General features: G+C 42.1%; 21 protein-coding genes. 10 read left to right on the plus strand and 11 right to left on the minus strand.

From position 1 onward, the window contains the following. The first annotated feature begins 14 nt into the window (after positions 1–14). Positions 15–2,894 carry a fimbrial protein gene (locus tag ACGE0T_RS00515; protein ID WP_459188619.1) on the plus strand — a complete coding sequence of 960 codons (2,880 nt, stop codon included), beginning with the start codon at positions 15–17 and terminating at the stop codon, positions 2,892–2,894. A 436-nt stretch (positions 2,895–3,330) separates the two neighbouring features. Here the strand turns inward: ACGE0T_RS00515 and ACGE0T_RS00520 are convergent, their stop codons facing one another. The 7 genes from ACGE0T_RS00520 to ACGE0T_RS00550 all read right to left on the minus strand — a co-directional run bounded on the left by ACGE0T_RS00520 (position 3,331) and on the right by ACGE0T_RS00550 (position 9,933). Beyond that, positions 3,331–3,588, minus strand: a complete 258-nt coding sequence (locus tag ACGE0T_RS00520; protein ID WP_459188620.1) for a hypothetical protein — start codon at positions 3,586–3,588, stop codon at positions 3,331–3,333. A gap of 98 nt (positions 3,589–3,686) precedes the next feature. Then, positions 3,687–4,586: an Rpn family recombination-promoting nuclease/putative transposase gene (locus ACGE0T_RS00525; protein ID WP_459188621.1), complete on the minus strand. Its 900-nt coding sequence runs from the start codon at positions 4,584–4,586 to the stop codon at positions 3,687–3,689. A gap of 787 nt (positions 4,587–5,373) precedes the next feature. Continuing rightward, complete coding sequence (locus tag ACGE0T_RS00530) at positions 5,374–6,072, minus strand: YjjG family noncanonical pyrimidine nucleotidase (RefSeq protein ID WP_459188622.1); 699 nt, start codon at positions 6,070–6,072, stop codon at positions 5,374–5,376. Further along, the gene (locus tag ACGE0T_RS00535) at positions 6,072–6,947 is read right to left on the minus strand and encodes a Cbp1 family collagen-binding glycoprotein adhesin (protein WP_459188623.1); all 876 of its coding nucleotides are present in this window, start codon (positions 6,945–6,947) and stop codon (positions 6,072–6,074) included. Before ACGE0T_RS00535 ends, ACGE0T_RS00530 begins: the two co-directional genes overlap by 1 nt. Before the next feature lie 18 nt (positions 6,948–6,965). Then, positions 6,966–7,670: a 16S rRNA (cytidine(1402)-2'-O)-methyltransferase gene (gene rsmI, locus ACGE0T_RS00540; protein ID WP_459188624.1), complete on the minus strand. Its 705-nt coding sequence runs from the start codon at positions 7,668–7,670 to the stop codon at positions 6,966–6,968. Positions 7,671–7,673: 3 nt separating this feature from the next. Next, positions 7,674–8,432, minus strand: coding sequence for a hypothetical protein (locus tag ACGE0T_RS00545; protein WP_459188625.1), 759 nt, complete (start codon positions 8,430–8,432; stop codon positions 7,674–7,676). Positions 8,433–8,508: 76 nt separating this feature from the next. Continuing rightward, positions 8,509–9,933 (minus strand): ATP-dependent DNA helicase, encoded by a 1,425-nt coding sequence (locus ACGE0T_RS00550; protein WP_459188626.1) that lies wholly within the window; start codon positions 9,931–9,933, stop codon positions 8,509–8,511. Between the two features lie 92 nt (positions 9,934–10,025). On the opposite strand from ACGE0T_RS00550, the gene ACGE0T_RS00555 reads away from it, so the two are divergent. From ACGE0T_RS00555 to ACGE0T_RS00565, 3 genes are read left to right on the plus strand one after another with little or no spacing between them, the layout of a single operon-like run. Beyond that, the gene (locus ACGE0T_RS00555; RefSeq protein WP_459188627.1) at positions 10,026–10,655 is read left to right on the plus strand and encodes a hypothetical protein; all 630 of its coding nucleotides are present in this window, start codon (positions 10,026–10,028) and stop codon (positions 10,653–10,655) included. Positions 10,656–10,666: 11 nt separating this feature from the next. Next, positions 10,667–11,494 carry a DUF3822 family protein gene (locus ACGE0T_RS00560; protein WP_459188628.1) on the plus strand — a complete coding sequence of 276 codons (828 nt, stop codon included), beginning with the start codon at positions 10,667–10,669 and terminating at the stop codon, positions 11,492–11,494. Beyond that, complete coding sequence (locus tag ACGE0T_RS00565; RefSeq protein WP_459188629.1) at positions 11,482–12,039, plus strand: RsmD family RNA methyltransferase; 558 nt, start codon at positions 11,482–11,484, stop codon at positions 12,037–12,039. Before ACGE0T_RS00560 ends, ACGE0T_RS00565 begins: the two co-directional genes overlap by 13 nt. On the opposite strand, the gene cls is transcribed toward ACGE0T_RS00565, so the two are convergent. Further along, a complete protein-coding gene (gene cls / locus ACGE0T_RS00570) occupies positions 12,011–13,456 on the minus strand; it encodes a cardiolipin synthase (RefSeq protein ID WP_459188630.1) in 1,446 nt (481 codons plus the stop codon). The two genes, ACGE0T_RS00565 and cls, sit on opposite strands and share 29 nt — an antisense overlap. Before the next feature lie 350 nt (positions 13,457–13,806). On the opposite strand from cls, the gene ACGE0T_RS00575 reads away from it, so the two are divergent. The 3 genes from ACGE0T_RS00575 to ACGE0T_RS00585 all read left to right on the plus strand — a co-directional run bounded on the left by ACGE0T_RS00575 (position 13,807) and on the right by ACGE0T_RS00585 (position 16,388). Next, positions 13,807–14,364, plus strand: coding sequence for a DUF3575 domain-containing protein (locus ACGE0T_RS00575; RefSeq protein ID WP_459188631.1), 558 nt, complete (start codon positions 13,807–13,809; stop codon positions 14,362–14,364). 8 nt (positions 14,365–14,372) lie between these two features. Continuing rightward, positions 14,373–15,812 (plus strand): DUF3868 domain-containing protein, encoded by a 1,440-nt coding sequence (locus tag ACGE0T_RS00580; protein WP_459188632.1) that lies wholly within the window; start codon positions 14,373–14,375, stop codon positions 15,810–15,812. Between the two features lie 231 nt (positions 15,813–16,043). Beyond that, complete coding sequence (locus tag ACGE0T_RS00585) at positions 16,044–16,388, plus strand: hypothetical protein (RefSeq protein WP_459188633.1); 345 nt, start codon at positions 16,044–16,046, stop codon at positions 16,386–16,388. 113 nt (positions 16,389–16,501) lie between these two features. On the opposite strand, the gene ACGE0T_RS00590 is transcribed toward ACGE0T_RS00585, so the two are convergent. The 3 genes from ACGE0T_RS00590 to ACGE0T_RS00600 are packed head-to-tail and all read right to left on the minus strand — an operon-like array spanning position 16,502 to position 19,959. Next, positions 16,502–17,137 carry a thiamine diphosphokinase gene (locus ACGE0T_RS00590; protein ID WP_459188634.1) on the minus strand — a complete coding sequence of 212 codons (636 nt, stop codon included), beginning with the start codon at positions 17,135–17,137 and terminating at the stop codon, positions 16,502–16,504. Beyond that, positions 17,121–17,735, minus strand: coding sequence for a nicotinamide riboside transporter PnuC (gene pnuC / locus ACGE0T_RS00595; RefSeq protein ID WP_459188635.1), 615 nt, complete (start codon positions 17,733–17,735; stop codon positions 17,121–17,123). Before pnuC ends, ACGE0T_RS00590 begins: the two co-directional genes overlap by 17 nt. Before the next feature lie 4 nt (positions 17,736–17,739). Then, positions 17,740–19,959: a TonB-dependent receptor gene (locus ACGE0T_RS00600; protein WP_459188636.1), complete on the minus strand. Its 2,220-nt coding sequence runs from the start codon at positions 19,957–19,959 to the stop codon at positions 17,740–17,742. A 343-nt stretch (positions 19,960–20,302) separates the two neighbouring features. On the opposite strand from ACGE0T_RS00600, the gene rimP reads away from it, so the two are divergent. From rimP to infB, 3 genes are read left to right on the plus strand one after another with little or no spacing between them, the layout of a single operon-like run. Continuing rightward, positions 20,303–20,770, plus strand: a complete 468-nt coding sequence (rimP, locus tag ACGE0T_RS00605) for a ribosome assembly cofactor RimP (RefSeq protein WP_459188637.1) — start codon at positions 20,303–20,305, stop codon at positions 20,768–20,770. Positions 20,771–20,776: 6 nt separating this feature from the next. After that, positions 20,777–22,048: a transcription termination factor NusA gene (nusA, locus tag ACGE0T_RS00610; protein ID WP_459188638.1), complete on the plus strand. Its 1,272-nt coding sequence runs from the start codon at positions 20,777–20,779 to the stop codon at positions 22,046–22,048. A 20-nt stretch (positions 22,049–22,068) separates the two neighbouring features. Further along, positions 22,069–25,053: a translation initiation factor IF-2 gene (infB, locus tag ACGE0T_RS00615; protein ID WP_459188639.1), complete on the plus strand. Its 2,985-nt coding sequence runs from the start codon at positions 22,069–22,071 to the stop codon at positions 25,051–25,053. The last annotated feature ends 2 nt before the right edge of the window (positions 25,054–25,055 follow it).

The raw sequence follows: 25,055 nt of genomic DNA on the forward strand, positions 1-25,055 counted from the left end.
TAAAGACATACAATATGAAACGATATAACTTATATATAATCACATTGATATTCGGATTATTCTTTCTGAATGCCTGCCAGGATGAGAATCTGGTAAAGAAAACAGGTGAAGTGGAAGAAGGTATCCCGGTAGATGTAAAGCTCTCATTCGAATCTTTTGACCTGGAAGAGGTGAAGACGAAGGCGGACTTAGGAACTGATGCGGAGAATGCGGTAAATGATATTTATCTTTTTATTTTTAATCGGGATAAAAAGCTGGAACATGGAGATTTATATACAATACCTTCTACTCAGGATAAAACAATAACATTAAATCAAACAATTACTTCTGGTAAAAAATATATTATAGCTATAGCCAATCCAAGTTCAGATAATCTTGTATTGCAGGATTATAAAAATATTGAATCTTTGGAGGATTTGGAAAAAATCCAATTGGAATTAAATGGCGATTTAATTCAACGCCCTTCATCAAAGGGTTTTGTTATGAGTGGATATTGGGGAACCTCTGTTTCAGATGCTAAATTGAATAAAGGGCTATGTTCTATTCCTCCGTCAGTATCTACTTCTGGAAATACAGTTACAATATCGGGAGGTAAAATTTATTTTACCCATCTTGATGCAAAAATTAAATTTGATGTTCAGTTGGCAAATCCAACCAATAAAGAATTTATACCTAAGGATTGGAAAGTGGTAAATGTGCCGCGGGCAAGTTTTTTATTACCCAATGCAGAAGATGCTGCCCAAAATGAAGAAACGGATCTCTTTTCGACCTCGGCTGCTAAGTTTGAAGAGTTGACTCTTGATGATAATCATCATTATCAAGGTGGTAAATTTACTTTTTATATGATGGAAAATCGTAAGTCTGCATTAAATGAAATTTCAGAATATAGTGAACGTGAACGTCAGGAAAAGGATGAGGCGGGGTTGAATGGTGCATTTTTGAATGCAAATCCGTTATCTACTTATGTTGTATTAAGTGGAACTTATTATGAGTATAAAGATAATGGTGAAATAAAGATGAGTGCCGAAGTTCGTTATACTATCCATCTGGGGTATGTTAATAAAGTCGCTTCTGATTTTAAATCAGAACGTAATATATTTTATACTTATCATATAAAAATTGATGGTGTTCAGGCTATCATTGATGAAGTTGAAACCAGTCAAGCTGGGGTACCGAAAGATGTAAACGAAGCGCAACCGGGTGCAGAGGGTGATGTTATTACATCTGACCAGAATTTGCTTCTGGATGCTCATTATGAAGTGCAGAAAATAACATTTTATAAGGATAAATTAACCAGTTTGTCTGTGGCTGTGAAAACTCCTTATGAGGCTCGTACTTCGGCGGATCTGAATAGCGGGTATTACGAGATATCGGAAGATGGAACAGAAAAGGGTGAATTGAAGGATTATAAGTGGGTGGAATTTGCAAGGAATAATAATGCTTCTACTGATTTTCGTAGTTATAAGGATGCTTATCAGCTGACAGCAAGCAATCCAACCTCTCCAAATCGTTTGATATCAGTGAAAGATCTTCTTAATACATTATATGAAAAGAAGCAAGAGAAGACTATTGATACTAATTTTTGGACGGCTTTTAAAGAGAATGGAACAACAAGATATAAAGTTGTATATACTGTTTTCATAAATGAATATTACTATGATAAAGATCCGATAACAGGTGGTGAAACCAGTTGGAAGACCTTTGTAAATTGGGAAAACCGTCAAATGCACATTCTTTGTGATACTAAGTTTAGTTTTGATAAACAGAGTAGCTTAACTAATTCTAATATTATGATTAGTCAGCGTTCTATCAAAACTATTTATAATAAGGATGCGAACGGATTGAATACAGCATGGGGAATTGAGACGGTTAGTGAAGATGGAAGAATCCCGACAAATGATGTAACGCCTTATCAGGATAAGGACTGGAAGTGGAGAGAGTCCTATAAATACCGAACCGAAACAAAGACAAATGGCAGATATAATACATTAATGTGGTATAGGGATGCTTCATCAAAAGCATGGGATACTTATGTCGATTTTAAGACTAATGTTAATAAAAAGGTAGTAAAAGCTCAATATGCTTGTTTCCAGAGAAATAGAGACTTGAATGGTGATGGGCGGATTACGCCAAATGAAATTCGTTGGTATTTGCCGGCAACAAATCAGTATGTAGGTTTATGGATTGGTCAGGATGCTTTGCCTTCTGAAGCCCGTTTGTTGCAAAAAACGGTTAATAAAGTAACAGTAACGAATTGTTATGAGAATCATTTTATCAGCAGTAATAATGTACGTTTTTGGACGGAAGAAGGTGTTTCTACAGGAAGTGAAGATGCAAGTTCCAATCTGTTTAATGTCCGTTGTGCTCGTAATTTAGGTTATAAGTATGATAATAAAAACGAAACTGTGCCAGACGAAAGTAATTATACTTATATGGAGCCTGATGATTATGTTCAGAAAATATTGAGTGGTGGAATTGTTACTGAAATTGATTTGTCGAGAGTTGCTCCGGTTGCATTACGGGAAAGTGAATTTCAATCTTTGACTTTCCATCCAGAGCATACGAGCGGATCCTTGAATCATCCCTATGAGAAATTTTCTGTTTCAAATATAGTTGTTGGTGGAGTTAATAACATAAATAAAACTTTACCTGATTGTAGTAAAGCCGGTGCAGGATTCCGTGTGCCGAATCAACGGGAGTTAGCTTTATTAGTAGGCTATTCTACTGAGAATTTAGCAGGTTTAGGTTCTTGTACTTATTCTGAATTAACTTATAAGGCAATAGATAAAAAATTATATACTGTACATTGGAATGGGTCAGGAATGTTCAATTTTCTAACATTGTCCGAATCAAGTTCTACGAAAACCCGATGTGTAAAGGACGGAAAGAAATAATATAGTTTATAATAGATAAAATAAAAGGTTGCTTCTTTTTAAAAGGAGTAACCTTTTATTGGTTATTGATTCTTTTCCCAAAGATATCTTCTTTTCTTTCAAAACTCAGTAATAAAAATCCCATATATTCCCGCCTTGAGCCAGTTTACACCCGGATTTGAACGGTATCGAGGCCCGGATGAACAGCCCCTCCACACCCGGATGTCAATGTAAATAAGCGCTTATCTTTCTGAAAATAAGCAATATATTATGATGGAAATATATGTATTCCTACAAATCCGGTATGATGGTATGATAGATGTTATGAGAGTTGAAAATAGAACTATCATGCTGATAATGGGTTGAATATTAATTTGTTGTGTTGCTTTTATGATAGTATGTCAGTTGTTTTTGCAAACTATAAATTTTATGTTGCTTTAGGTGCAAAAAAGCGTATTTAGTATCTTTCCTGAGTAACCCATATAATCAGGAACCGAACATCTACCTCATCGAGAAGGCGGAACCTTAGCTTCAAGGTAAACAAGCATTGTACATAGAAACAGAATCCGATCTCCTTACCGCATTGCAGGAAAGTTCGTTCTCTTGGCACAAAGGGAGCAACGACTATATTCCGTTTGTCAAATATTATTATTGCCAGTCCCTGTTCATACAATATCCTGCCGGTATTTTTATCAGGGTGTGAAGTGTCCATCATATAAAACCGATTAAGGAAGGACTATTACCTACCTTAATCGGTTTATATGAATTTACGGAAATCCGTTATTTCTGAAATTGTATGCCGGATATGGGTGTCTACAGTTGCTCAATCTCTTCAGCAGTCAGCCCTGTTGATTCTGTGATTTCAGGAATGGATATTCCTATCTGTTTCATTTTGGAAGCAATTTTGATTCGCTCCTCTTTTTTGCCTTCTTTCATTCCTTCTTCTCTCCCTTTCATTTCTCCATCTTCAAATTTAGCATCTAAAGCCGCGAGTAGATCTCGTTCGGTGGCGAGGCTCAGTTCGTATTCCAAGCGTTCGTTGGCGGACATGCGCTCAATTTCCACGATACTTTTTAGTTTCTTGAAAATCTGGTTGTTCAATTCTTCGGGTAACCGTTCCATAATATCGATATTATTTAATACGTATAACCATTTGAGATATATGGTGTCGCATTTAGGCAAAGGTAGCACAAATTTTGGCATTTCGAGATAAACTTCGTTGAGTGTTTCGCTGAACGGAATCTTTAATTCCCTGTCCATACGAACAATATCCCACCTGTATTTATCGGGATGTGAAGTGTCCATAATATAGTTCAGAATGCATACTATATAGACTTTGTTAAAGCTGTAATTCCATCGCGCCCTCATGTCCTTAGACAGGTTATTAGCCGTTTTTTCCTTAGCCACTGCCGTTTGCTGCTGGATGGCAAAAGAAGCGTAATACAAAATACGGTCAGAAAAGTACTTCTGTCGCGATTTTTGCATTTCCACGATAAAGAACTCTCCCTTTTCATTTTCACAAAAGATGTCGAATACAGCTTTGGATTGTTCGTGCTTCAGCCCCAGCATTTCAACATTTCGGAAAGAGATGTCGATGATAACTTCTTCGTGTAGAACCCCATTAAGGAAACTGATGATTAGGTCTTTGCTTACTTCGCTCCCGAAAATCGCTTTAAATCCCCAATCCGAGAAAGGATTGACAAATTTGCTCATAGTTATTTGTTTTAGTTGTCTACCTAATGGCAGGTAGTGCACAAATGTACGCTTTTATTTTCATGGCTTACATGAGGTTGTAGTGTTATTTGGCAAGCGTCTTTGCATTAGTACGTAGCCAGCTGGGAAGAGTTTAGTTGAATTTACTATAAAACCGATTAAGGTGGGCAATTCTCCACCTTAATCGGTTTATATGAATCTATAGAAATCCGTTATATTTGGAATTGTATGCCGGATATGGGTGTTTACAGTTGCTCAATTTCTTCAGTAGTCAGCCCTGTTGATTCAATGATTTCAGGAATGGGTATTTCTCTCAATTTGCAGAATGCAACGTTTAACGCATACTATTGAAATGAATACCGCCCGTCTTGCTTTATAAGTATCCATATCTTTGCATCATCACAAAGGACCAAACAAAAATCATCTATACCGATTGATGAAATATGAGAAAACAAAGTAAGGTTGTCGGAAAGTTTAGAGGGTTTAAAAGGTGAACTAAGGCAATAAAAGTACTTTGATAAAAATTGAGGGTTAGTTTTTATTATTCCGAGAAGAGGGTTGTCTGACAAGTTTTAGACAGCCCTCTTTCCTTTCCGTTTTATCATAAATACCGGGTTTACCTAACATTGTATTATCTTCGGATATCTACGGGGAGTAAATCGGATAATTTGGCATTCATAGTTATGATTTCGGAAAACCATAACTATGAATACTAATAGATGCCGTTTTCCTGACTGGCATCGTTTTACAAATTCAATGTGTGCTTTTGTCTAATTTGTCTTTTTTCCTATGGAAGGATTTCTTTTATTTCCTGTAGGGAAGTTACCGTGTAAGTCGGTTCGAAGCCTTTGGCAGGCAACTTGTCCGGGTTAAGCCAAATCTGGTCGATGCGGGAGTCGTGTGCGCCTACGATGTCGGCTTCCCAGCAGTCGCCTATCATCAGGCTTTCCGAGCGGCGGGAATTGGTGTTGCGCAGGGCGTAGTCGAAGATTTCTTTATGCGGTTTCTGGATGCAGGCGTCTTCCGACAGGACCATCCGCTCGATATAAGGAGCCAGACCGGAATTGATTAATTTTTTGGATTGGACTTCGCGGAAGCCGTTCGAGAGAATAAATAAACGGTAAGAAAGGCGCAGGTATTCCAGCAATTCGATTGCTCCGGGTACCAGGCGGGTTTTAGTTGTTGTCCGTTGTAAAAATTCGTGGTTGATGGCGAGAGACGTTTTATCGTCTTCTATGCCTAACGGGCGCAGAACGTGGCGGAAACGGTCTACTATCAGAAATTGTTTGTCTATCTCCCCGTTGCGATATTGTTTCCACAATAACATATTGTGAGGCCAGTATATATCGAAAAACGCCTCGAATGAAGTATAATACCGCCCGAAATTATGGGCGGTATATATTTCTTCAAGACATTCTTTATTATTATGGTACGTATCCCAAAGGGTATCGTCGAGGTCGATAAACAAACTCTTGTATCTTTTCATTATCCGACTACGATTACCAGATATTTGCCCAGGCTCCAGAATGATTTGGCGTCTGTGATTTTCAGTGTCAGGTTGCCGTCTTCGTCTTTTATGAATTCATAGGAACCGTCCGGATGGTTGGATTTCAGTTTAGCTTTTCCTGAGAACAAAGGAATTTCTTTTACTTCGCGGACATCGATAGAGATAAAGTAGTCCTTGTTGAAATCACCTTCCAGGGCTTTGGATTTGGAGAATAAACCGCCTCCGCTAAGGATTTTCTGTTCTTTCAGTTCTTTAGTCGTGCCAAAGCAATAATAAGCGGTGTTCAACGCTTTGTCTTGCTCGTTCAATTTTTCAGACTGAGAGGCAGAAGTGGCAGCAAGGTTTTCCACATCTTCGTTCAGAGAGGAAACGATGGCATCCAGTTCCTGGATACGTACATTCTTTTTAGCCAAGTCTTCCTGCAAGGCAACGATCATTGTTGCTTTTTGATCGAGCTCGGAGTTCAAACGCTGAATCGTCTTTTTCAAAGCTGAGGATTGGATATTGCTATTCTTCAGTTTTGTTTCCAGTTCGGAGATTTGTTGACGGTTTTTTTTCAGTGTTTCGCTGATTAACTGCATGTTATCTTTAATACGTTCGCGGTTTGTCTTGCTCATTTCACCACCGGTCTGTTGCTGTATAGTCAGATAATTTTCAGCATCACGAATGGACTGAATGTCTGTTTCCACATCATTCAGGGTGGCGATGATATCATTGATTTCCGCCACATTACGGGTGTTCTCTATTTTCAGAGAATCATTTTCTGCTTTCAGCTTTTTATAATCTGCTGAATTTTGTCCGCAGGATGCCAGCATGGCTGTGCAGATACAAGCTGCAATAACTACTTTCTTCATGTTCTTTTTGTTTTTACGTTAAACATCTTTTTCTCTCTCTTTGTCCTTTTTATCTTTTAAGCCTGCTAAAACAATAACAATTTCACCTTTCGGTTCGTTCACCGTGAAGTGGGAGGCTACCTCTTCAAGTGTTCCCCGGACAGTCTCTTCGTGCAGTTTGGATATTTCACGGGAAACCGAAACCTGCCGGTCGCTTCCGAAAAATTCGGCAAACTGGGTTAAAGTCTTAACCAGCCGGAAGGGGGATTCGTAGAAGATGATGGTACGGTTTTCTGTCGCCAGTTCCTTCAAGCGGGTTTGCCGTCCTTTTTTTTGTGGAAGGAAACCTTCAAAACAGAATTTTTCATTGGGGAGTCCGGATGCTACCAATGCCGGAACAAATGCTGTTGCTCCCGGCAGGCACTCCACATCGACACCTTGCCGCACACATTCTCTTACCAGCATAAAGCCCGGGTCGGAGATTGCCGGGGTACCGGCATCGGATACAAGGGCGATATTTTCTCCCCCCTTAATACGGGATGCAATCTGTTCCACCGTTTTATGCTCGTTGAATTTGTGGTGGGATTGCATCTTGTTTTGTATTTCGAAATGTTTCAGCAGAAAGCCGGTCGTCCGGGTATCTTCTGCCAAAATCAAGTCGGCTTCTTTCAATACACGTATGGCACGGAAGGTCATATCTTCCAGGTTGCCAACGGGGGTGGGGACTACGGTTAATTTTGCCATAATTCAGAGGAATCGTTTTTCAAGCAGTTTGATAAAATCAGAAACGGCTTCATCTTCAATATTCCATTTCAGCTCATTATTCAGGTAAGTGACCGAATCTTCATAGGTATGAAGGTTATTCAAGTCGCTGATTACCCTGTTCATCCGTTCTTCGTCCCCTCCAAACAGTTCCCGGCGAAAACGGAAGCGGTCGTTCAGGCTGAATGCTTTGCGGAAGTCGGAAAGGTTATTTTTTTCCAACAGGTCGTTTAGGAAAAGCCCGGAACGTTCGGCGTTCCCTTTGTGTACAGGCTCTTGCACAGGTTCCTGTGCCTGCACTTGAATGGTTTCTTTAGCTATTGCCTCCACCTCTGCTTCGGGAGTCTTGATGTCCGGTTCCGGCTGGACTTGAAGTGTATCTTCGGCCTGTACTTGTTCCTGCACGGGCTCTGCTATTTCTTCTTCAAGTATTTCCGGTTTCACTTCAACAATCTGCCGGGTTTCCTGGATTTGGACATCCTTGACCGGGGGTTCCGGCATAGGAGCAGCCACTTGATTGGGGATGGATTGCAATAATGCCTGGTGTTCCTCCATTTGCTTGCGTAACATCTCTATCTGGGACGTTTCAAGGGAGTGGAGGTCCTTTAATATTTTGTGGGTGAGGTTGAATGTCTGTCCGAAGAAGGATGCCGGATATATTTCCGCATCCCGTATTCCGGCAATCAGTGTTTCAAGCTCTCTGATATCTAAAAGCAGATAATCTATTTTCTCTTTGTTAGCCATTATTTTTACCTTATTTCAGCCTATATACTACTATAATAAAGGCAAAAATATACATTTCTTACTTATAGTACTATGATTATGAGCTAAAATCTTCAAATTCATCCGGCAAATTGACCAGATAGAGGCGGTGTGTCGCACGGGTGATAGCTGTGTAGAGCCAGCGGTAGAAATCTTCTCCCAGCATCTCTTCCGTAATATAGCCGATATCGAGGAAGACATTCATCCATTGCCCCCCCTGGGCTTTGTGGCAGGTTACGGCATAGGCATATTTCACTTGGAGCACGTTGTAATGAGGGTCGACTTTCATCTTTTTCATCTTACCCGCTTTGGTCGAAATGTCTGAATAGTCTTCGAGTATGGTGTAAAACAATTTGTCGTTTAATTCTTTGGGCAGTGCAGGGCTGTCTGTTTGTAAGGTGTCCAGTAATATTTTGACATCCATTTCCAGGTCATAGTCCTGAAAACGTACGGTGACATCGGCGAACCGGAAACCATACACTTCGGTCGTACGGCGGACACGCAGCACTTGTATGATTTCACCATTGGCGATAAAATCCATTTCTTTACAGTCTGTAGTCCAGAAATAGTTGTTTCTGGCTACCATCAGCCTGTCGCCGGAAGAAAGTTCCTCTTCCCGGTAGAGGATGCGGTTGCGGATTCCATTATTATAAATAGTTGCACGTTTGTTGGAGCGTGTGATAATCAGGGTGTCTTCTATTCCGTCACGGCTATAGGCTGCGGATATTTCCTCTATCAGGTCTTCACCTCCGATTTTACGGAAGTCTGAAAATCCTTTTAGTCTTAATTTGGGAAATATTTCGACCTCGTTATTGCGCAATGCATCGCGAAGGCGTGTTGCATTAAAAAGGATTCCGGAATCTCCTTCTTGCCGTACGACTTGGGTGAGGGCAACCTCTGTCACATTCAGGTTATATCCCTTGAGTATGCCGGGGTTTAGTGCCGGGCTTTCGGTCTGTAAGACTGGGGGGAGCTGTGCCACGTCCCCCATAAGAATAAGGCGGCAGTTTTCACCGGAATATACATATTGAATCAGGTCATCCAGCAAGCGTCCTGTTCCGAAAATAAAAGAGTCGACCCCATCATTCGCTATCATGGAGGCTTCATCTACAATAAAAATAGTATCTTTGTGCAAGTTATCGGTAGGCAGAAATCCGGTAGGTTCGTTGGAAAAAGCTTTTTGCCTGTAAATTTTTTTATGGATAGTGAAAGCTTTTTGTCCGGCATAGTTGGAAAAGACTTTTGCTGCACGTCCGGTAGGTGCCAATAAGAAGGATTTTTGCTGTAAGTCGGCCATGGTTTTGACAAGTGCTCCGACCAGAGAAGTTTTTCCGGTACCTGCATATCCTTTCATGAGAAACAAGGTATTTGCGTCGGTCGAAAGCAAGAAATCCGACAAGGCATTGAGGGCGAAAAGCTGGTCTTTTGTCGGGTTATATGGAAAATTCTGTCTAATTTGGCTGCTTAAATAACTATTTATCATTTTGTTTATAATAATTTTCGCTATAAAGGTAGTGTATTAAATATTCTTTTTTAAATTTGCCGAACGAAATAAATTCAAAAAATATACAAACCATGAAAGTTACATTGAGGATTTTATTGACAGTGGCAGTGTTGCTGCTCGGGTACATGTGCTACAGGAGTATTATGACTCCGATTGAGTTTAATGAAGAAAAGGACCTTCGTGAAAACGCAATTAAAGAGCGTTTGATCGATATTCGTAAAGCTCAGATCGAGTATAAGAACAAGTATAAAGTACATGCCGCTAACTTTGATGAATTGGCTAAGTTCTTGAAAGACGACAAATTGCCGTTCCTTATCAAAGAAGGTGTTTTGACTGATGAACAGTTGGAAAAAGGTATGACGGAAAAAGAAGCCGTAAAGAAAGGTTTGATTAAGCGTGATACTGTTTGGGTAACTGCAGTAGATACACTGTTCGGTGCCAACTATAATGTAGCAGATATGCGTAATGTTCCATATACAAATATTCAGTTCTCTATGGATACTGCCACTCTGACTTCCGGTTCAGGTTATACCGTAAAGGTATTCCAGTGCGGCGTTTTATATGACGATTATCTGGGTGACTTAGACAAACAATTAGTATTTAACTTGAAAGACAAGGCTGAAAAAACTAATAAATATCCGGGTCTGCGTGTTGGTTCATTGGAAGAAATTAATAATAACGCCGGTAACTGGGAAAATTAAGAAACAGTTTTATGATTATCAGTGTGCCCGACCAGTTGACTGCTGATAATTCGGAAAAATATACAATGTCCATCCGGCTTCGGTCGGGTGGACTTTCTTTTTCGGGTTATAGCCCTTCGGTTAGCGAAAGTTTCTTTTTCAGAGACGTTGAGTTTGACCGGACAAAACCTTATGTCTCTTCTCTGAAAGAATTTTTCTTTGAAAATGATTTCCTGACTTATTTATATAAGCATATCCATGTGGTTAGCGTATCTCCCCAATATACATTGGTGCCTGGAGCTGTTTTTGAGGAGAAGCGGAAGCAGGAGCTATTATCCTTTACCTTTTTCTCACCGGAGGAACGTTGTCTGGATAATCATTTAGAAGATGAGGATGCAGAACTTCTGTTTGGAATGAATGAAGAAGTTTATGAGTTTTGTTGCCGTTCCTTGGTGAGCCCGCGTTTTGTGCATCATCTTTCCCCGTTATTGTCTCTTTGGAAGAAGCAGAGTCGTTCGCGAATCCCTAAACAACTGTATGTAGTGTTGCACCGGAAAATGATGGATGTGGCATGTTATGCGCAAGGAAAGTTGTTATTTGTCAATTCGTTTGAATATGAACAGCCGGACGATATTCTTTACTATATATTATATGTGTGGAAACAGGCAGGTATGGACCAACGGAAAGATCAGTTGAGGATTTTTGGGCAGGCAGATTTCAGGAATGCGGTGACAAGTACTTTACGAAATTATTTACAATATATTGACCCCTTGGAGATGCCTTCCGAAGCCTATTTGCTTGGTCCGGAAATAGTGCAGGCTCCGTTGGATTTAACAGCTTTGTTTTTATGCGAATTATAAGTGGTATATATGGAAGAAGACGGTTTGACGTGCCGTCTACATTCAGTGCGCGCCCGACAACGGATTTTGCCAAAGAGAATCTTTTCAATGTGCTTTCCAACTTGACAGACCTGGAAGGGGCGGATGCCCTTGATTTGTTTGCCGGGACCGGTAGTATTTCATTTGAGCTACTTTCACGTGAATGTCGTAATGTAACGGCAGTGGAAAAGAATAACCAACATGCTTCCTTTATAGCCAAAGTAGCCAAAGAATTGAAAACGGAATCATTGCATCTGATACGTGGAGATGTGTTCCGCTATTTAAGTTCGGCTCCCATGCAAAGTTTCGACTTTATTTTTGCCGACCCTCCCTATGCGTTAAAAGAACTTCCGGAAATTCCTCGCCTGGTGTTTGAACGTGACCTGCTGCGTGAAGATGGAATTTTCGTAATGGAGCATCCGAAGGAATATGATTTTTCCGAACTACCTTACTTTAATCAGCGTAGAATATACGGTTCTGTAAATTTTAGTATTTTTATTAAAGAAGAGGAGAAAACAAACGCATAAATGATTCCGCGAGACGCTGTTTTAACGGGCGTCTTAACCATCGTGTAGGAACCAGCCGTTCGCAATGGTGCATGTCATACATGAATACTTTTCTCATTTGTTTGGCAAATGCCGGTTGGTATACAAAGGCATTGATTTCGAAATTGTGTTCGAAACTGCGGAAGTCCATATTTGCAGAACCTATACAGGTTACGGCATCGTCGGTCACCAGTAATTTGGAGTGCAGGAACCCCGGTTTGTAGAAATAAACCTTTACTCCGGCTTTTACCATTTCATCAATAAATGAATGGGTAGCCATATTTGCCGTACGGGTGTCCGAACGTTTGGGCAACATCAATCTCACATCGATACCTCCCAACGCCGAGGTTTGCAGGGCTTGATTCAATCCTTCGGTAGGAAGAAAGTAAGGAGTCTGTATAAAGATATATTTTTTCGCATTGGCAATCATGAATATATAAGCCTGTAGCAAAATCCGCCATTGGCCGACCGGTCCGCTGGTGGCAATTTGCATGATGTTGTCGTCGCAGTAGACGGGAACAGGTGGATAATAGATCTTTGCATTCAGCAATTGTTTGCTAACGACATACCAGTCTATCAGGAATGCTGCTTGCAATCCATGAACCCCTTTGCCTGTAATTTTGAAATGAGTATCTCTCCATGTGCCCCAGTCGGTTCCTTTTTCGTATCTGTCTGCAATATTCATCCCTCCCATAAAACCTACTTTTCCGTCTATTACTACGATTTTCCGGTGGTTGCGGTAGTTTACCTTACTTGTCAGGACGGGGAATGCAACTTTCAGGAAGGCATATACTTCTATGCCTGCCTCTTGCATTTCTTTAAAAAATTTCTCTTTTACTTTCCAGCAGCCTACATCATCATACAATACGCGCACTTCGACGCCTTCTCTGGCTTTCGCTATCAATAGTTCTTTGATGATATTACCTATTTTGTCGTCACAGAAGATATAGTATTGCAGATGGATATGGTGGGTCGCTTTTTCTATTTCACTAATCAAGTCGCGGAATTTGTCGCTTCCGTTTGTATAGATGCTCATATCGCTACCATACAAAAGTGAAGACTGGTTGCTGTTTGCCAATAATGTAACCAGCGGCTGGTAAGGGGCTGGAACAGAACAGGCATCCTGTGGTAAATTGCCATCATGAGGACGTCTCATGATGCGTTTATAGGTACGACGTGAAATGATGCGTTGTTTCCGGTTGTCTTGTCCGAAAAAAAAGTAGAAAATAAGTCCGATACCGGGAGTGAGAAGAAGTACGATTACCCAAGGTATGGTTTTTAGCGGATTCCGGTTTTCTGCAATAATAACCAGAACGAGTCCCAGAATAGTAACAGAATACAATATGATAAATATTATACCTGCTATCCATTGAATATGTATTTGTATGGCTGCTAACATTACCCGCTGTTTATTCTGTCATTTCCGAGTAAAGATATATATCTAATTTGTAAATAACAAGTGGCTGCCTGCAAATTTCCTTGTCTGTACAGGCAGGAATAAAAGTCTGGTTATAAGAACATGCCTGCTTTTCTAAAGTTCCGATAAAGTAGGTATTAACTGCAAAAGTAGACGGTAAAAGTGTCATTTTTTGTATGAGTTTGAGATTGCTGAAATAAATAGAGCGGCTATGAGAACTACGCCCGTTGAAGTTGAAACATTTACCTATTGTTGGAGGTTTATATTCTATGTACCTTTGCATCTATGAATTTAATAAAAAGATACAAACTGAGTATTAAAATTATATGTATATGAAGAAAGTACTTTTCCTTTTTTTACTTCTGTCGTGCATGACGAATGTCTATGGACAGAAGTTTGCGGTAAAGTCCAATTTGCTTTATGATGCTACAGCAACAATCAATCTGGGTGTTGAAGTGGGGCTAAGCAAGAAGTGGACGTTGGATCTGTCCGGTAATTATAATGGATGGAAGCTTGGCGAAGAAGCCCGTTTGAAGCATTGGATGGTCCAGCCGGAAGTACGCTATTGGTTATGCGAGAGGTTTGACGGGCATTTCTTCGGCCTGCATCCTTTTTATGCTGATTATAATGTCGGAGGATTAAAATTTCTCGGTGGTAATATTAAGGAAAACCGTTACCAGGGTGATTTGTATGGTGTAGGTATCGGTTACGGTTATCAATGGTTGCTCGGTAACCATTGGAGTATGGAAGCTGAGATCGGTGTCGGTTGGGCGCATCTGAAATATGACAAGTATCCATGCGCGACTTGTGGTTCTGTTTTGGCAACAGAGTCGAAGAATTATTTCGGCGTAACGAAAGCCGCTCTATCTATTATTTACTTCTTTAAATAACAAGAGCTATGAAGATAAGAATGAAAATATATATGCTTGCTGCCCTTTTTGCCGCTTTTGCCCCAGTAGTTGAAGCACAGACCGAATCGCCTGTGAGTGTGGTCAGCAACGAGCTAAAGAAAAGAGGTAACGAACTTTACATTGACGCTGTTATAAAAATAAACGGAGATCAGATTTCAACCAGAAGATTCCTGACATTGACACCTGTACTGGAATCCGGTTCACAAAAGATGGGATTACCCTCTGTTCTGGTGAACGGAAGAATCCGTAATAAAGTGTATAACCGTGAAGTTGCATTGAATAATACGGATGAAGAATATTTCGCTGTAGTAAATGCAAAAAAGAATCCGGATGCTTCTGTATCATATAAGATGACAATTCCTTATGAATCGTGGATGAAAGATGCCCGCTTTGTATTGGCCCAGGATTTATGTGGTTGTGGAAAAGAGAAACCGGGTGAACCATTGCTGATTGCCGATAAGGTAGATGGTTTTTACCAGGTTCAGCCGTTCCTGGTTTATATCCGTCCGGAAGTGGAACCTGAAAAACATCGGGTAGAAGAAAGTTCTGCTTTCATCGAATACCGGGTCGATAAGTATGATATCCTTCCTGATTTCCGCGGAAATGCAGATGAACTGGCAAAAGTAGACAACAGTATTAATCTGGTTGTTGATGATAAGAATGTTTCTTTGGAAGGTATTACATTAAAAGGTTTCGCTTCACCGGAAGCGTCTTTCGAACATAATAGGATATTGGCAGGCAACCGTGTGAAGTCTTTGGCTGAATATGCACGGAAAAAACATAACCTGGCAGAAAACCTGTTTACACTGGAGAACGGGATTGAAGATTGGGACGGTCTGAAAAAATATGCAGAAGCGGATATGAATATCCCTTCACGCAAAGAAGTGCTGGATATCATAAACAGTGATGCTGATCCGGATAAAAAGCAGGATGAACTGGAAGCTCTGAATGGTGGAGAACCCTATAAGTATATTTACAGGACCATCTATCCTAAATTGCGCCGTACGGATTACAAGGTTAAATATTTAGTGCGGGAATTTTCTCTGGAAGAAGCTCGCAAGGTCATTAAAACCAATCCGAAACAGTTGAGTCTCGATGAAATGTATGCAGTGGCAAACAGCTATCCGCTTGGAAGCGATGCGTATAATGAAGTATTCGAAATCGCAGTACGTACATTCAGTGACGATCCTGTAGCAAACCTGAATGCAGCCAATATAGCTCTTTCAAAAAGGAACTTGGATGATGCTGCAAGATATTTGGCTAAAGCGGACAACAGTCCGGTTGCTATTCATGCACGTGGAGTGCTTGCCTTGTTGCAGGATAATCTGGACGAGGCAGAACGTTTGCTAAACCAGGCTAAAGCTGCCGGTATAGAGGATGCTTCCGCTAATCTGGAAGAACTCCGTAAGAAACGCGCAGACCTCTGATTCTGATAAATTAATTTAAGAACCATCCGTAAGAATTATTCCCCGGCAACTGGGGTATATGTTCTTACGGATGGTTTTGTTTTTGTAGAAATAGAGGGGAGTTTTCTATCAAAAAGGAAGATTGATAGATTTGACAGTGATAATTGAGATTTTTACAGCCCGCTCCGGGCTTTAAAAGTATATATATTTGCATTGTCAGAATTTATAAAGTATAGTATAATTAAAAGTAACATGGAGTGCATATTTGATGTCAGTACTATTTTAGGGAATGAAGTGGACAACTGTCAGGATGTCTACTTGTATCTCGAAGACAATGCATGGTGCGCTTACGAACGTTCTGCTTATTATCTGGCGCAATTGAACGTACCTGTGACATTGGTGAAGACCGTTATTGGCGGAGGCTATGACGTCATCTTGATGAAAGCTTATTTCAACGTGGATGATATGTGCCTTCCGTTGGCTCCCAAAACAGAGTTGAAAAAAGTTGCAGATGATAAACTGCAATTCAGGGTGGAAAATAACATTGAGGGTTTTATCGAGTGGAAAGCTTCATTGCTTAATAAGTTTTCTGCTTAATAAATAAAGAAAAATATTCACTAAGCCGTGAGGCTTATATACTAAGTTGTAAAATTGAGGGTGTATTTTATTCCCGAAGGCAATCTCAAAAAAAGATGCCTTCGGGATATTTTTTATATGCATGTGGTCCGGTAAACAATCACCCGGGCTTCGGGGGATAATTCGATAGTAAATTCATTTCCGGAAGCTTCGTTTAAGGAACCTTGCCACCAGGATGTGAGTTTCCGGTTGCAGATAGGCCACCTCAGTCCGCTTGTGCTGATTGTCCCTTCGGGGTACATGGAGAAAATGGATACCTGTTGTCCGGGATGGCTTTGCAGCGTAGCGGTTTGCAAAAGGGGGGTAAATCGTCCGTAGTCGGATAGCATCTCGACTTTCCGGAACATGGATGCATAGTCCATAAGTAAGGAGATATTTCCCAGTGTATGGTCTTCCCTTAATCCGGTGGCGCCAAGTATCAGCACCTCTTGCTGCCCGATGGAACGGGCATAGCGAACGGCTTTGGTCAGGTCGTTGATTTCCTGATCTTCTACGATATGTATACGGTCGGCATAAAGCTGGCGGAAAGGTGCCGGGATGCTGTCCAGGTCGCCGACTATGGCATCCGGAATGATTCCTGCTTCATGCAGTGTTCCTGTTGCCCCGTCGCAGGCAATGATAAAGGATGCCTTGCGAAGCATTTCCAGTGGCAGGCTTGTTTCAGGAAAACTGCCGTTTGCCATGATTACGCAGTTATAAGGTGCTGTCATTTGTATTGATTCCTTTCTTTTTCCATGTATATAATCCGACTACGGCAAGTAATCCGTAGCAGGTATAAAGGAACATGGTGGGATATAATCCGCGAAGGTAATAAAGATATACTGAAACGAAATTTACGATGACCCAAAATATCCAATGCTCGATAATGCGCCGTGCAAGCATCCAGGTGGCAACAATCCCGACTGCTGTGGTAAATGCGTCTCCTGATGGTATTGGTGAATCCGTAAATGTATGTAAGATGTAAAAAAGGAATCCGTAGATAGCAAATATGGAAAAACAGATACCCGCCAGCAATTTCAAGCTTGCATGGCGGTACAGTATCTTTTCGGAAGAACTGTCTTGCTGTTGTGGTTCCTCTTTCTTCTGAAGTTTATTTTTCCGGGTCCATTGCCAGAAACCATAAACACTGATGGCTGTGTAATAAATATTCAGCCCCATGTCCGCATAAATCTTAGAAAAGAAAAATACGAAGACATAAACCAGGGAGGTGGTAAACCCTACAACCCACATGGCACGATGCTGCTTTATTTCGAGCAATAAATAAAGCAGCCCCGTTAATACACCGAAATATTCGAGAAAATGTTCCATCCGGTTAAAATTTGAAAGTTACCCGGGCCATGGCATTAATGCCTGCCTGACAGAAATACCCATCCTCTTTGTAACGTTTACCATCTACGATTGCCGAGTAAACCCATGCATTTGTTTCGTATTGTTCGTTGAAAAGATTGTTGACAGTCAGGTCTAAACCAATCTCTTTCATGAATTTAGGCTTGAATATATAACCTATTTGCAAGCTATTCACAAAATAAGGGTCGATGGAGCGTTCTTTGCTGGATGTATTGTCTATATACTGGCGGCTTACGTATTGGGAATTGAAGCCTACACTCAAGTCTTTCCAGTAGAAACTGAACATGCTGTTGGCAATGATATCCGGCGAGAAAGCGATCTGGGTCGTCCCCAGATAATTTTTGACTTCTTCCTGACCCGGGACAGGATTCCAGTCCGCATCAAAATTTTGCAGCGTTTCGGTGAAGTCTTTTATTCTGTTCCGGCTGAATGTCACATTTCCGTTCCATTCCAGCCACTGGGTAATTTTTACGCCTCCTGCCAGTTCGATTCCCATCCGGTAGCTATCCTTGATATTGGAAGTGAGTGCTTCGCCGATTTCACTGATTTTGCCTGTCAGAATCAACTGGTTGTTGTAGTCCATATAATAGAGGTTGGCTCCGGCATGGAAACGGGAATTGCTAAAACTATATCCCGCTTCATAATCGTATAGCGTTTCGTGTTGGGGACGTTCGTCGGGACCTGCTTCGGTAAAGTTGTCGCGGTTGGGTTCGCGATTGGCTACGGCAAAAGAAACAAAAGCATTGTGTCCTCCTTTCCGGAAATTGACACCCGCTTTCGGATTGAAAAAGTTCCAGTATTTATCTACGTTGACATGGTCGCCGGCTTTGTCGTCACTTCCTTTTATTGTGTAGTGGATACCCCGGTATTGCATATCGATATAACCGTTGAAATAGGGGTGAAACTGGTAATTCGCTTTCGCATACGTATTATAGTCGAGCTTATTTCCTGTATTGCGATAATATTCATAGTCGGGTTGCGGCAGATTTTCGGCACTTTTTACCCACATGACACGTCCGAAATGACCGCCTATATATTTGTTTACAGCAGCACCGAATGAGAAGTTCAGCCGTTCGGTCTGGTAGTTGGCGCTGTATACGGCCCCGTAAAAATCGTTATCCAGCCATTTACGTCGTACCAGATCGGATTTGGTAACTGTTTCGCCATCGCTGTTTATATACGGTTGGAGTTTATAGCTTTTAAATTTCGCTTTTGCCTTATAATCTTCGTAATAGCCTTCCCCATGTGTATAGTGAAGCGTCAGGTTCATATTCCAGTAGTCCCCGAGACGCTGGCTTGCCGACAGATGGTAGTTTTGTTGCTTGTAATTGTCGGTTTGGTTATCGTAGTATTTGGTTACTCCGTTTTCTTCGTATTCACCGCAGGGGTTATACGTACGGTTTGTTTCCAACATGGAAGAAGGAACTCCGGTCCATGCCTGATACGTTCGTTCATTGCTCCCGAATGTCTGGAAGCGGATTAATGTATTTGCTCCGTAGTAAGCTGCGGAAGCAAAATAAGAATGCATGTTGGCGGAAGCCCGGTCTATAAATCCGTCGCTCCGGATATTGGAATAACGGGCGTCAAACACAAAATGGTCGTAAAGAAGTCCGGTGCCGCCTTGTACTGTATTTTTCACTGTACCGAACGAACCCGCTGAAACAGAGTATATGCCATAAGGTTTTAAGTCCGGTTTTTGAGTCTGCATAGCAACAGTGGCGCCGAATGCAGCGGCACCGTTTGTCGAAGTGCCGGCTCCGCGTTGAATCTGGATATTATCAACGGAAGAGGCAAAATCCGGCATATTAACCCAGAATACGGTATGCGATTCGGAATCGTTGACCGGTACCCCGTTTACTGTAATGTTAATACGGTTTGCATCTGTTCCACGGACCCTGAAGCCCGAATAGCCGATGCCTGTCCCTGCATCCGAGGTCATAATGACGGATGGCGACTGGAGGAGCAGGAAGGGAATGCCCTGCCCGTCATTCCGTTTGTTCAGTTCTTTCCTGGATATTTCGCTGTATGCAACGGGTGTCCCTTTCGAAACCTTGGTGGCAGTTACCACCACTTCTTCCAATGGGATGTTTTTAGAAATTTTCAACGAGTCGACAGGTTCGGATTGTTTGCCTTCGACAGTAAATACCGCCAATACTCCGGCGGTGATCATTAATACACTTTTCATCCTTAGTCTTTTTGTTTAAACAAATGAATTAAACGAATAGGAGAGGAGTGTTGAGTGAGGATGTATACCATGAAGCCGGATGGCTTGCTTTTTCCCTACGCCGGCATTATCCGTACAGGTAATATGGGTATGTTCTCAGCCTGTGGCGTATAGCCATAAGCACCCCTTGTATTCAGGCCGTAAAGATAGTGTTTGCATGCCATATCCCCAAATCCTGCCGGACAATGAATAAAAAAATAATAATTATTTGAAAACTCATTGATTATTTGTATATTTGCAGGCGATTAAGCGAAGATGAGGAGGGGGCGGGTAGTCCCCTCCTTTTGTTCTTAACTATATGTATATGATTGAAAAGGATCTGATAAGCCAATTGGTAGAAGATAAATTAGCTTCATCCGAAAATTATTTGGTAGACGTAGTGATTAAACCTGGTAACTTGATTATCATAGAGATAGATAATGATGAGGGTGTCTGTATTGATGACTGTGTTGAACTAAGCCGTTACGTAGAAGCTCATTTGGATAGGGATAAGGAAGATTTTGAACTGGAGGTAGGTTCCGCAGGAATAACAGCCCCGTTTAAGATTCTTCGTCAATATCAGAAAAATATTGGTAATGAAGTTGAAATGCTGTTAAAGAATGGTGCCAAACTTGCCGGTGTGCTGAAAGCTGCCGACGAAAAGGGTGTGGTGATAACAATCGAAAAACAGATAAAGCCGGAAGGCGCCAAGCGCAAGGTTACCGTTACGGAAGACCAACCGTATACATTCGATGAAATAAAATATACAAAATATCTAATAAGATTTAAGTAAAAGATTATGGCCAAGAAAGAGGAAACAATCAGTATGATTGATACCCTTGCTGAGTTCAAGGAGTTGAAGAATATAGACAAGGATACGATGATCAGCGTGTTGGAAGATTCCTTCCGTAATGTGATTGCCAAAATGTTTGGTACGGATGAAAATTATGATGTGATTATCAATCCCGAAAAAGGAGACTTCGAAATCTGGCGCAACCGTACGGTAGTAGCCGATGATGAACTGGAAGATCCGAACCTTCAGCTTACATTGACTGAGGCTCGTAAGATTGATGCAGACTGTGAAGTAGGTGAAGAAGTAACCGACGAAGTTAACTTCGCAGGCTTCGGACGCCGTGCCATTCTGAACCTGCGCCAGACACTGGCTTCTAAGATACTTGAATTGCAGAAGGATAGTTTGTTTGCTAAATATAAAGACAAAATCGGTCATATTATCGCTGCCGATGTGTATCAGGTATGGAAAAAGGAAATCCTGTTGCTGGACGACGAGGGTAATGAGTTGCTGCTCCCGAAATCCGAACAAATCCCTTCCGATTTCTACCGCAAGGGTGAAACCGTTCGTGCGATTGTACAGCGGGTGGATAACTTCAACAATAACCCGAAGATTATCCTTTCACGTACGGACAAAATGTTCCTGCAACGTTTGTTCGAACTGGAAGTTCCTGAAATTAACGATGGACTGATTACCATCAAGGCAATTGCCCGTATCCCAGGAGAACGTGCCAAAGTAGCAGTAGAATCTTATGATGACCGTATTGACCCGGTTGGTGCCTGCGTCGGAATGAAAGGTTCCCGTATCCATGGCATCGTACGTGAATTGAGAAACGAGAATATCGACGTTATCAATTACACGGCCAATGTAGCACTGTTTATACAACGTGCATTGAGCCCCGCTAAAATATCTTCTATCCGTGTGAACGAAGAAGAACATAAAGCTGAAGTTTATCTGCGTCCGGAAGAAGTTTCACTGGCAATCGGTAAAGGCGGTTTAAATATTAAACTGGCTTGTCTGTTGACAGAATATACAATCGATGTATTCCGCGATGTGGAAGGTGCAGATGAAGAAGATATCTATCTGGATGAATTCTCGGATGAAATCGATTCTTGGGTAATCGACGCCCTGAAGAATATCGGTTGCTATACCGCAAAGAGTGTACTGGCTATGGATCGGAGTGAAATTTTGGAACGTGCCGATCTGGAAGAACAGACAGTAGATGAAGTGCTGGCTATATTATCCGCCGAATTTGAAGAAGAAGGTGAAAGTGAAGAATAAGTATTACGACAAAGTTAGATATGCCTATAAAATTAATACAAGTACAAAGAAAATTGAACGTAGGAATCAACACGGTGGTTGAGTTCCTGCATAAGAAAGGGTTTTCGGTTGAGGACAATCCCAACACGAGAATCAGTGATGAACAGTATGCTTTGCTCGTAAAAGAGTTTGGAAAAGATTTACCGGACACAAATTTTGAGCGTGCCGTATCGGCACGTCCCCATAAGGAGTCTTCTGTGAAAGAAGAGAAGAGTTCGGAAATTAAGACCGTAATACCGGATGAATTTAAGCCTAAAATTGTAACGAAAGGCCGGATTGATCTGGATAAGACATATAAAAAACAGGATGCTGCCGAAGAAGTGAAAGAGACTCCGGTAGTGGAAAAGACTGTCCCCGTTTCTGCTCCCGTAGAAAAGAAGGTTGCCGCCCCTGTAGCTGCTCCTGCGGCTCCCGTTGCCGCTCCGTCGAAAGAGCCGAAAGAGGCACCGAAGAAAATTGTCATCGTACCGGAAAAAACACCGGAAAAGGTAGAAGCAATACAGCCGCCAGTGGTGAAAAAAGAAGTAAAAGTGATAAAAGTGGAAAAGGAACCTGTAGAAGTAGAAAAAACGGAACCTGCAAAAACGCCGGTAAAAGCTGAAACCGGTAATGCGGAAGTCGGAAATCGTCCGTCTGAAACAGAAGAAGCTGCTTCGGGAGAAGGATTGTTCCGTTTGAATACTCCGAAGTTTGAGTCGAAAATCAAGGTAACCGGCAAGATTGACCTGAATGCATTGAATCAATCTACCCGTCCTAAAAAGAAGACAAAGGAAGAGCGGAAAAAAGAACGCGACGACAAGCGTGAACGTTTTTCCAATAATAAACCCGGACAACAGGGCGGCGGTTTCAACAAACCGAATAAAGACGGTATACAGAAACCTGCTACTGCCTCCGCTACAGCAAAACCTGGCGACGCTAACGGGGAAAAGAAAAAACGTAACCGTATAAAGAAAGACCGGGTGGATGTAAACAACACTCCGGGAACAAATACACGTCCGAGCCGTCCGCACGACGACCGCAAGCCCCGGTTGAAGAAGCCGGTAAAAGCCGAAGTCAGCGAAGAGGATGTACAGAAACAGATTAAGGAAACGTTGGCCCGCCTGACCAACAAGGGCAATAAGAATAACAAGGGTGCCAAATACCGCCGCGACAAACGTGACGCCGTGCAGAAGCGCGAACACGAATTGATGGAACAGGAGGAAATGGAAAGCAAAACCCTGAAGTTGACGGAGTTCGTTACAGCAAACGACCTTGCCAACATGATGGATGTCCCTGTTACCAAAGTTATCGCTACTTGCATGAGTATCGGTATCATGGTATCAATCAACCAGCGTCTGGATGCGGAAACTATTAATATCGTGGCTGAAGAATTCGGTTTCAAGACTGAATATGTAAGTGCCGAAGTAGTCGAGGCCATCAAGGAAAATGAAGAAGACGACAATGAAGAAGACTGGGTAGCACGTCCGCCTATCGTAACAGTGATGGGACACGTCGACCACGGTAAAACTTCATTGCTGGACAATATCCGTAATGCAAACGTAATCGCCGGTGAAGCCGGAGGTATCACACAGCACATCGGTGCTTACAATGTGAAGTTGCAGAACGGACGCCGTATAACCTTCTTGGATACTCCGGGTCACGAAGCGTTTACCGCCATGCGTGCCCGTGGTGCCAAAGTAACGGATATCGCAATTATTATTGTAGCTGCCGACGATAACGTCATGCCGCAGACCATCGAAGCAATCAACCACGCTTCCGCTGCTGGTGTACCTATCGTTTTTGCCATCAATAAGATAGATAAACCGCATGCTAACCCTGAGAAAATCAAGGAAGAGCTTGCCAATATGAACTATCTGGTGGAAGACTGGGGCGGTAAATACCAGAGCCAGGAAATCTCTGCCAAGAAAGGCATGGGCGTAGAGGAACTGCTTGAAAAGGTATTGCTGGAAGCAGACCTTCTGGACCTGAAAGCAAATCCGAAGAGACGCGCAGTAGGTTCCATCATTGAATCTTCCCTGGATAAGGGACGTGGATATGTTTCTACCATCCTGGTGGAAAACGGGACATTGGAAGTCGGCGACATCGTGCTTGCCGGTACCCACCACGGACGTATCAAGGCGATGTTCAACGAACGTAACCAGCGTGTGGAAAAAGCAGGTCCTTCCGAACCTGTATTAATCCTCGGTCTGAACGGTGCTCCTCAGGCAGGCGATACGTTTAATGTATTGGAAACCGAACAGGAAGCCCGCGAAATAGCCAACCGCCGCGAACAGTTGCAGCGTGAATTGGGTCTGCGTACCCAGAAGATGCTTACGCTGGATGATATCGGACGCCGTATCGCAGTAGGTAACTTCCAGGAACTGAACGTAATCGTGAAGGGTGACGTGGACGGTTCCGTAGAGGCATTGTCCGACTCGTTAATCCGTCTGTCTACTGAAGAAATCCAGGTGAACGTAATCCACAAGGCTGTCGGCCAGATATCCGAATCGGATGTTGTGTTGGCTGCCGCTTCAAACGCTATCATCATCGGTTTCCAGGTTCGTCCTGCATTGCCGGCTCGCCGTATGGCTGATAAGGAAGGCGTTGAAATCCGTCTGTACTCAATCATCTACGACGCAATCGAAGAGGTGAAGAGCGCAATGGAAGGGATGCTTTCTCCGGAAATCAAGGAAGAGATTACCGCCAATGTGGAAGTATTGCAAGTGTTCAAGATTACCAAGGTCGGTACGATTGCCGGATGTATGGTACGTGAAGGTAAAATCAAACGTATGAACAAGGTGCGCGTAATCCGCGACGGTATCGTAGTCCACTCCGGCGAGCTGGAATCCCTGAAACGTTTCAAGGACGATGTGAAGGAAGTGGTAGCCGGGCTGGATTGTGGTTTGAACTTAGTAAACTACAATGATATCCAGGTAGGCGATATTATCGAAGCATACGAAGAAACAGAAATTAAGAAGACGTTATAAAC

The sequence above is a fragment of the Parabacteroides sp. APC149_11_2_Y6 genome (genome assembly GCF_054506995.1).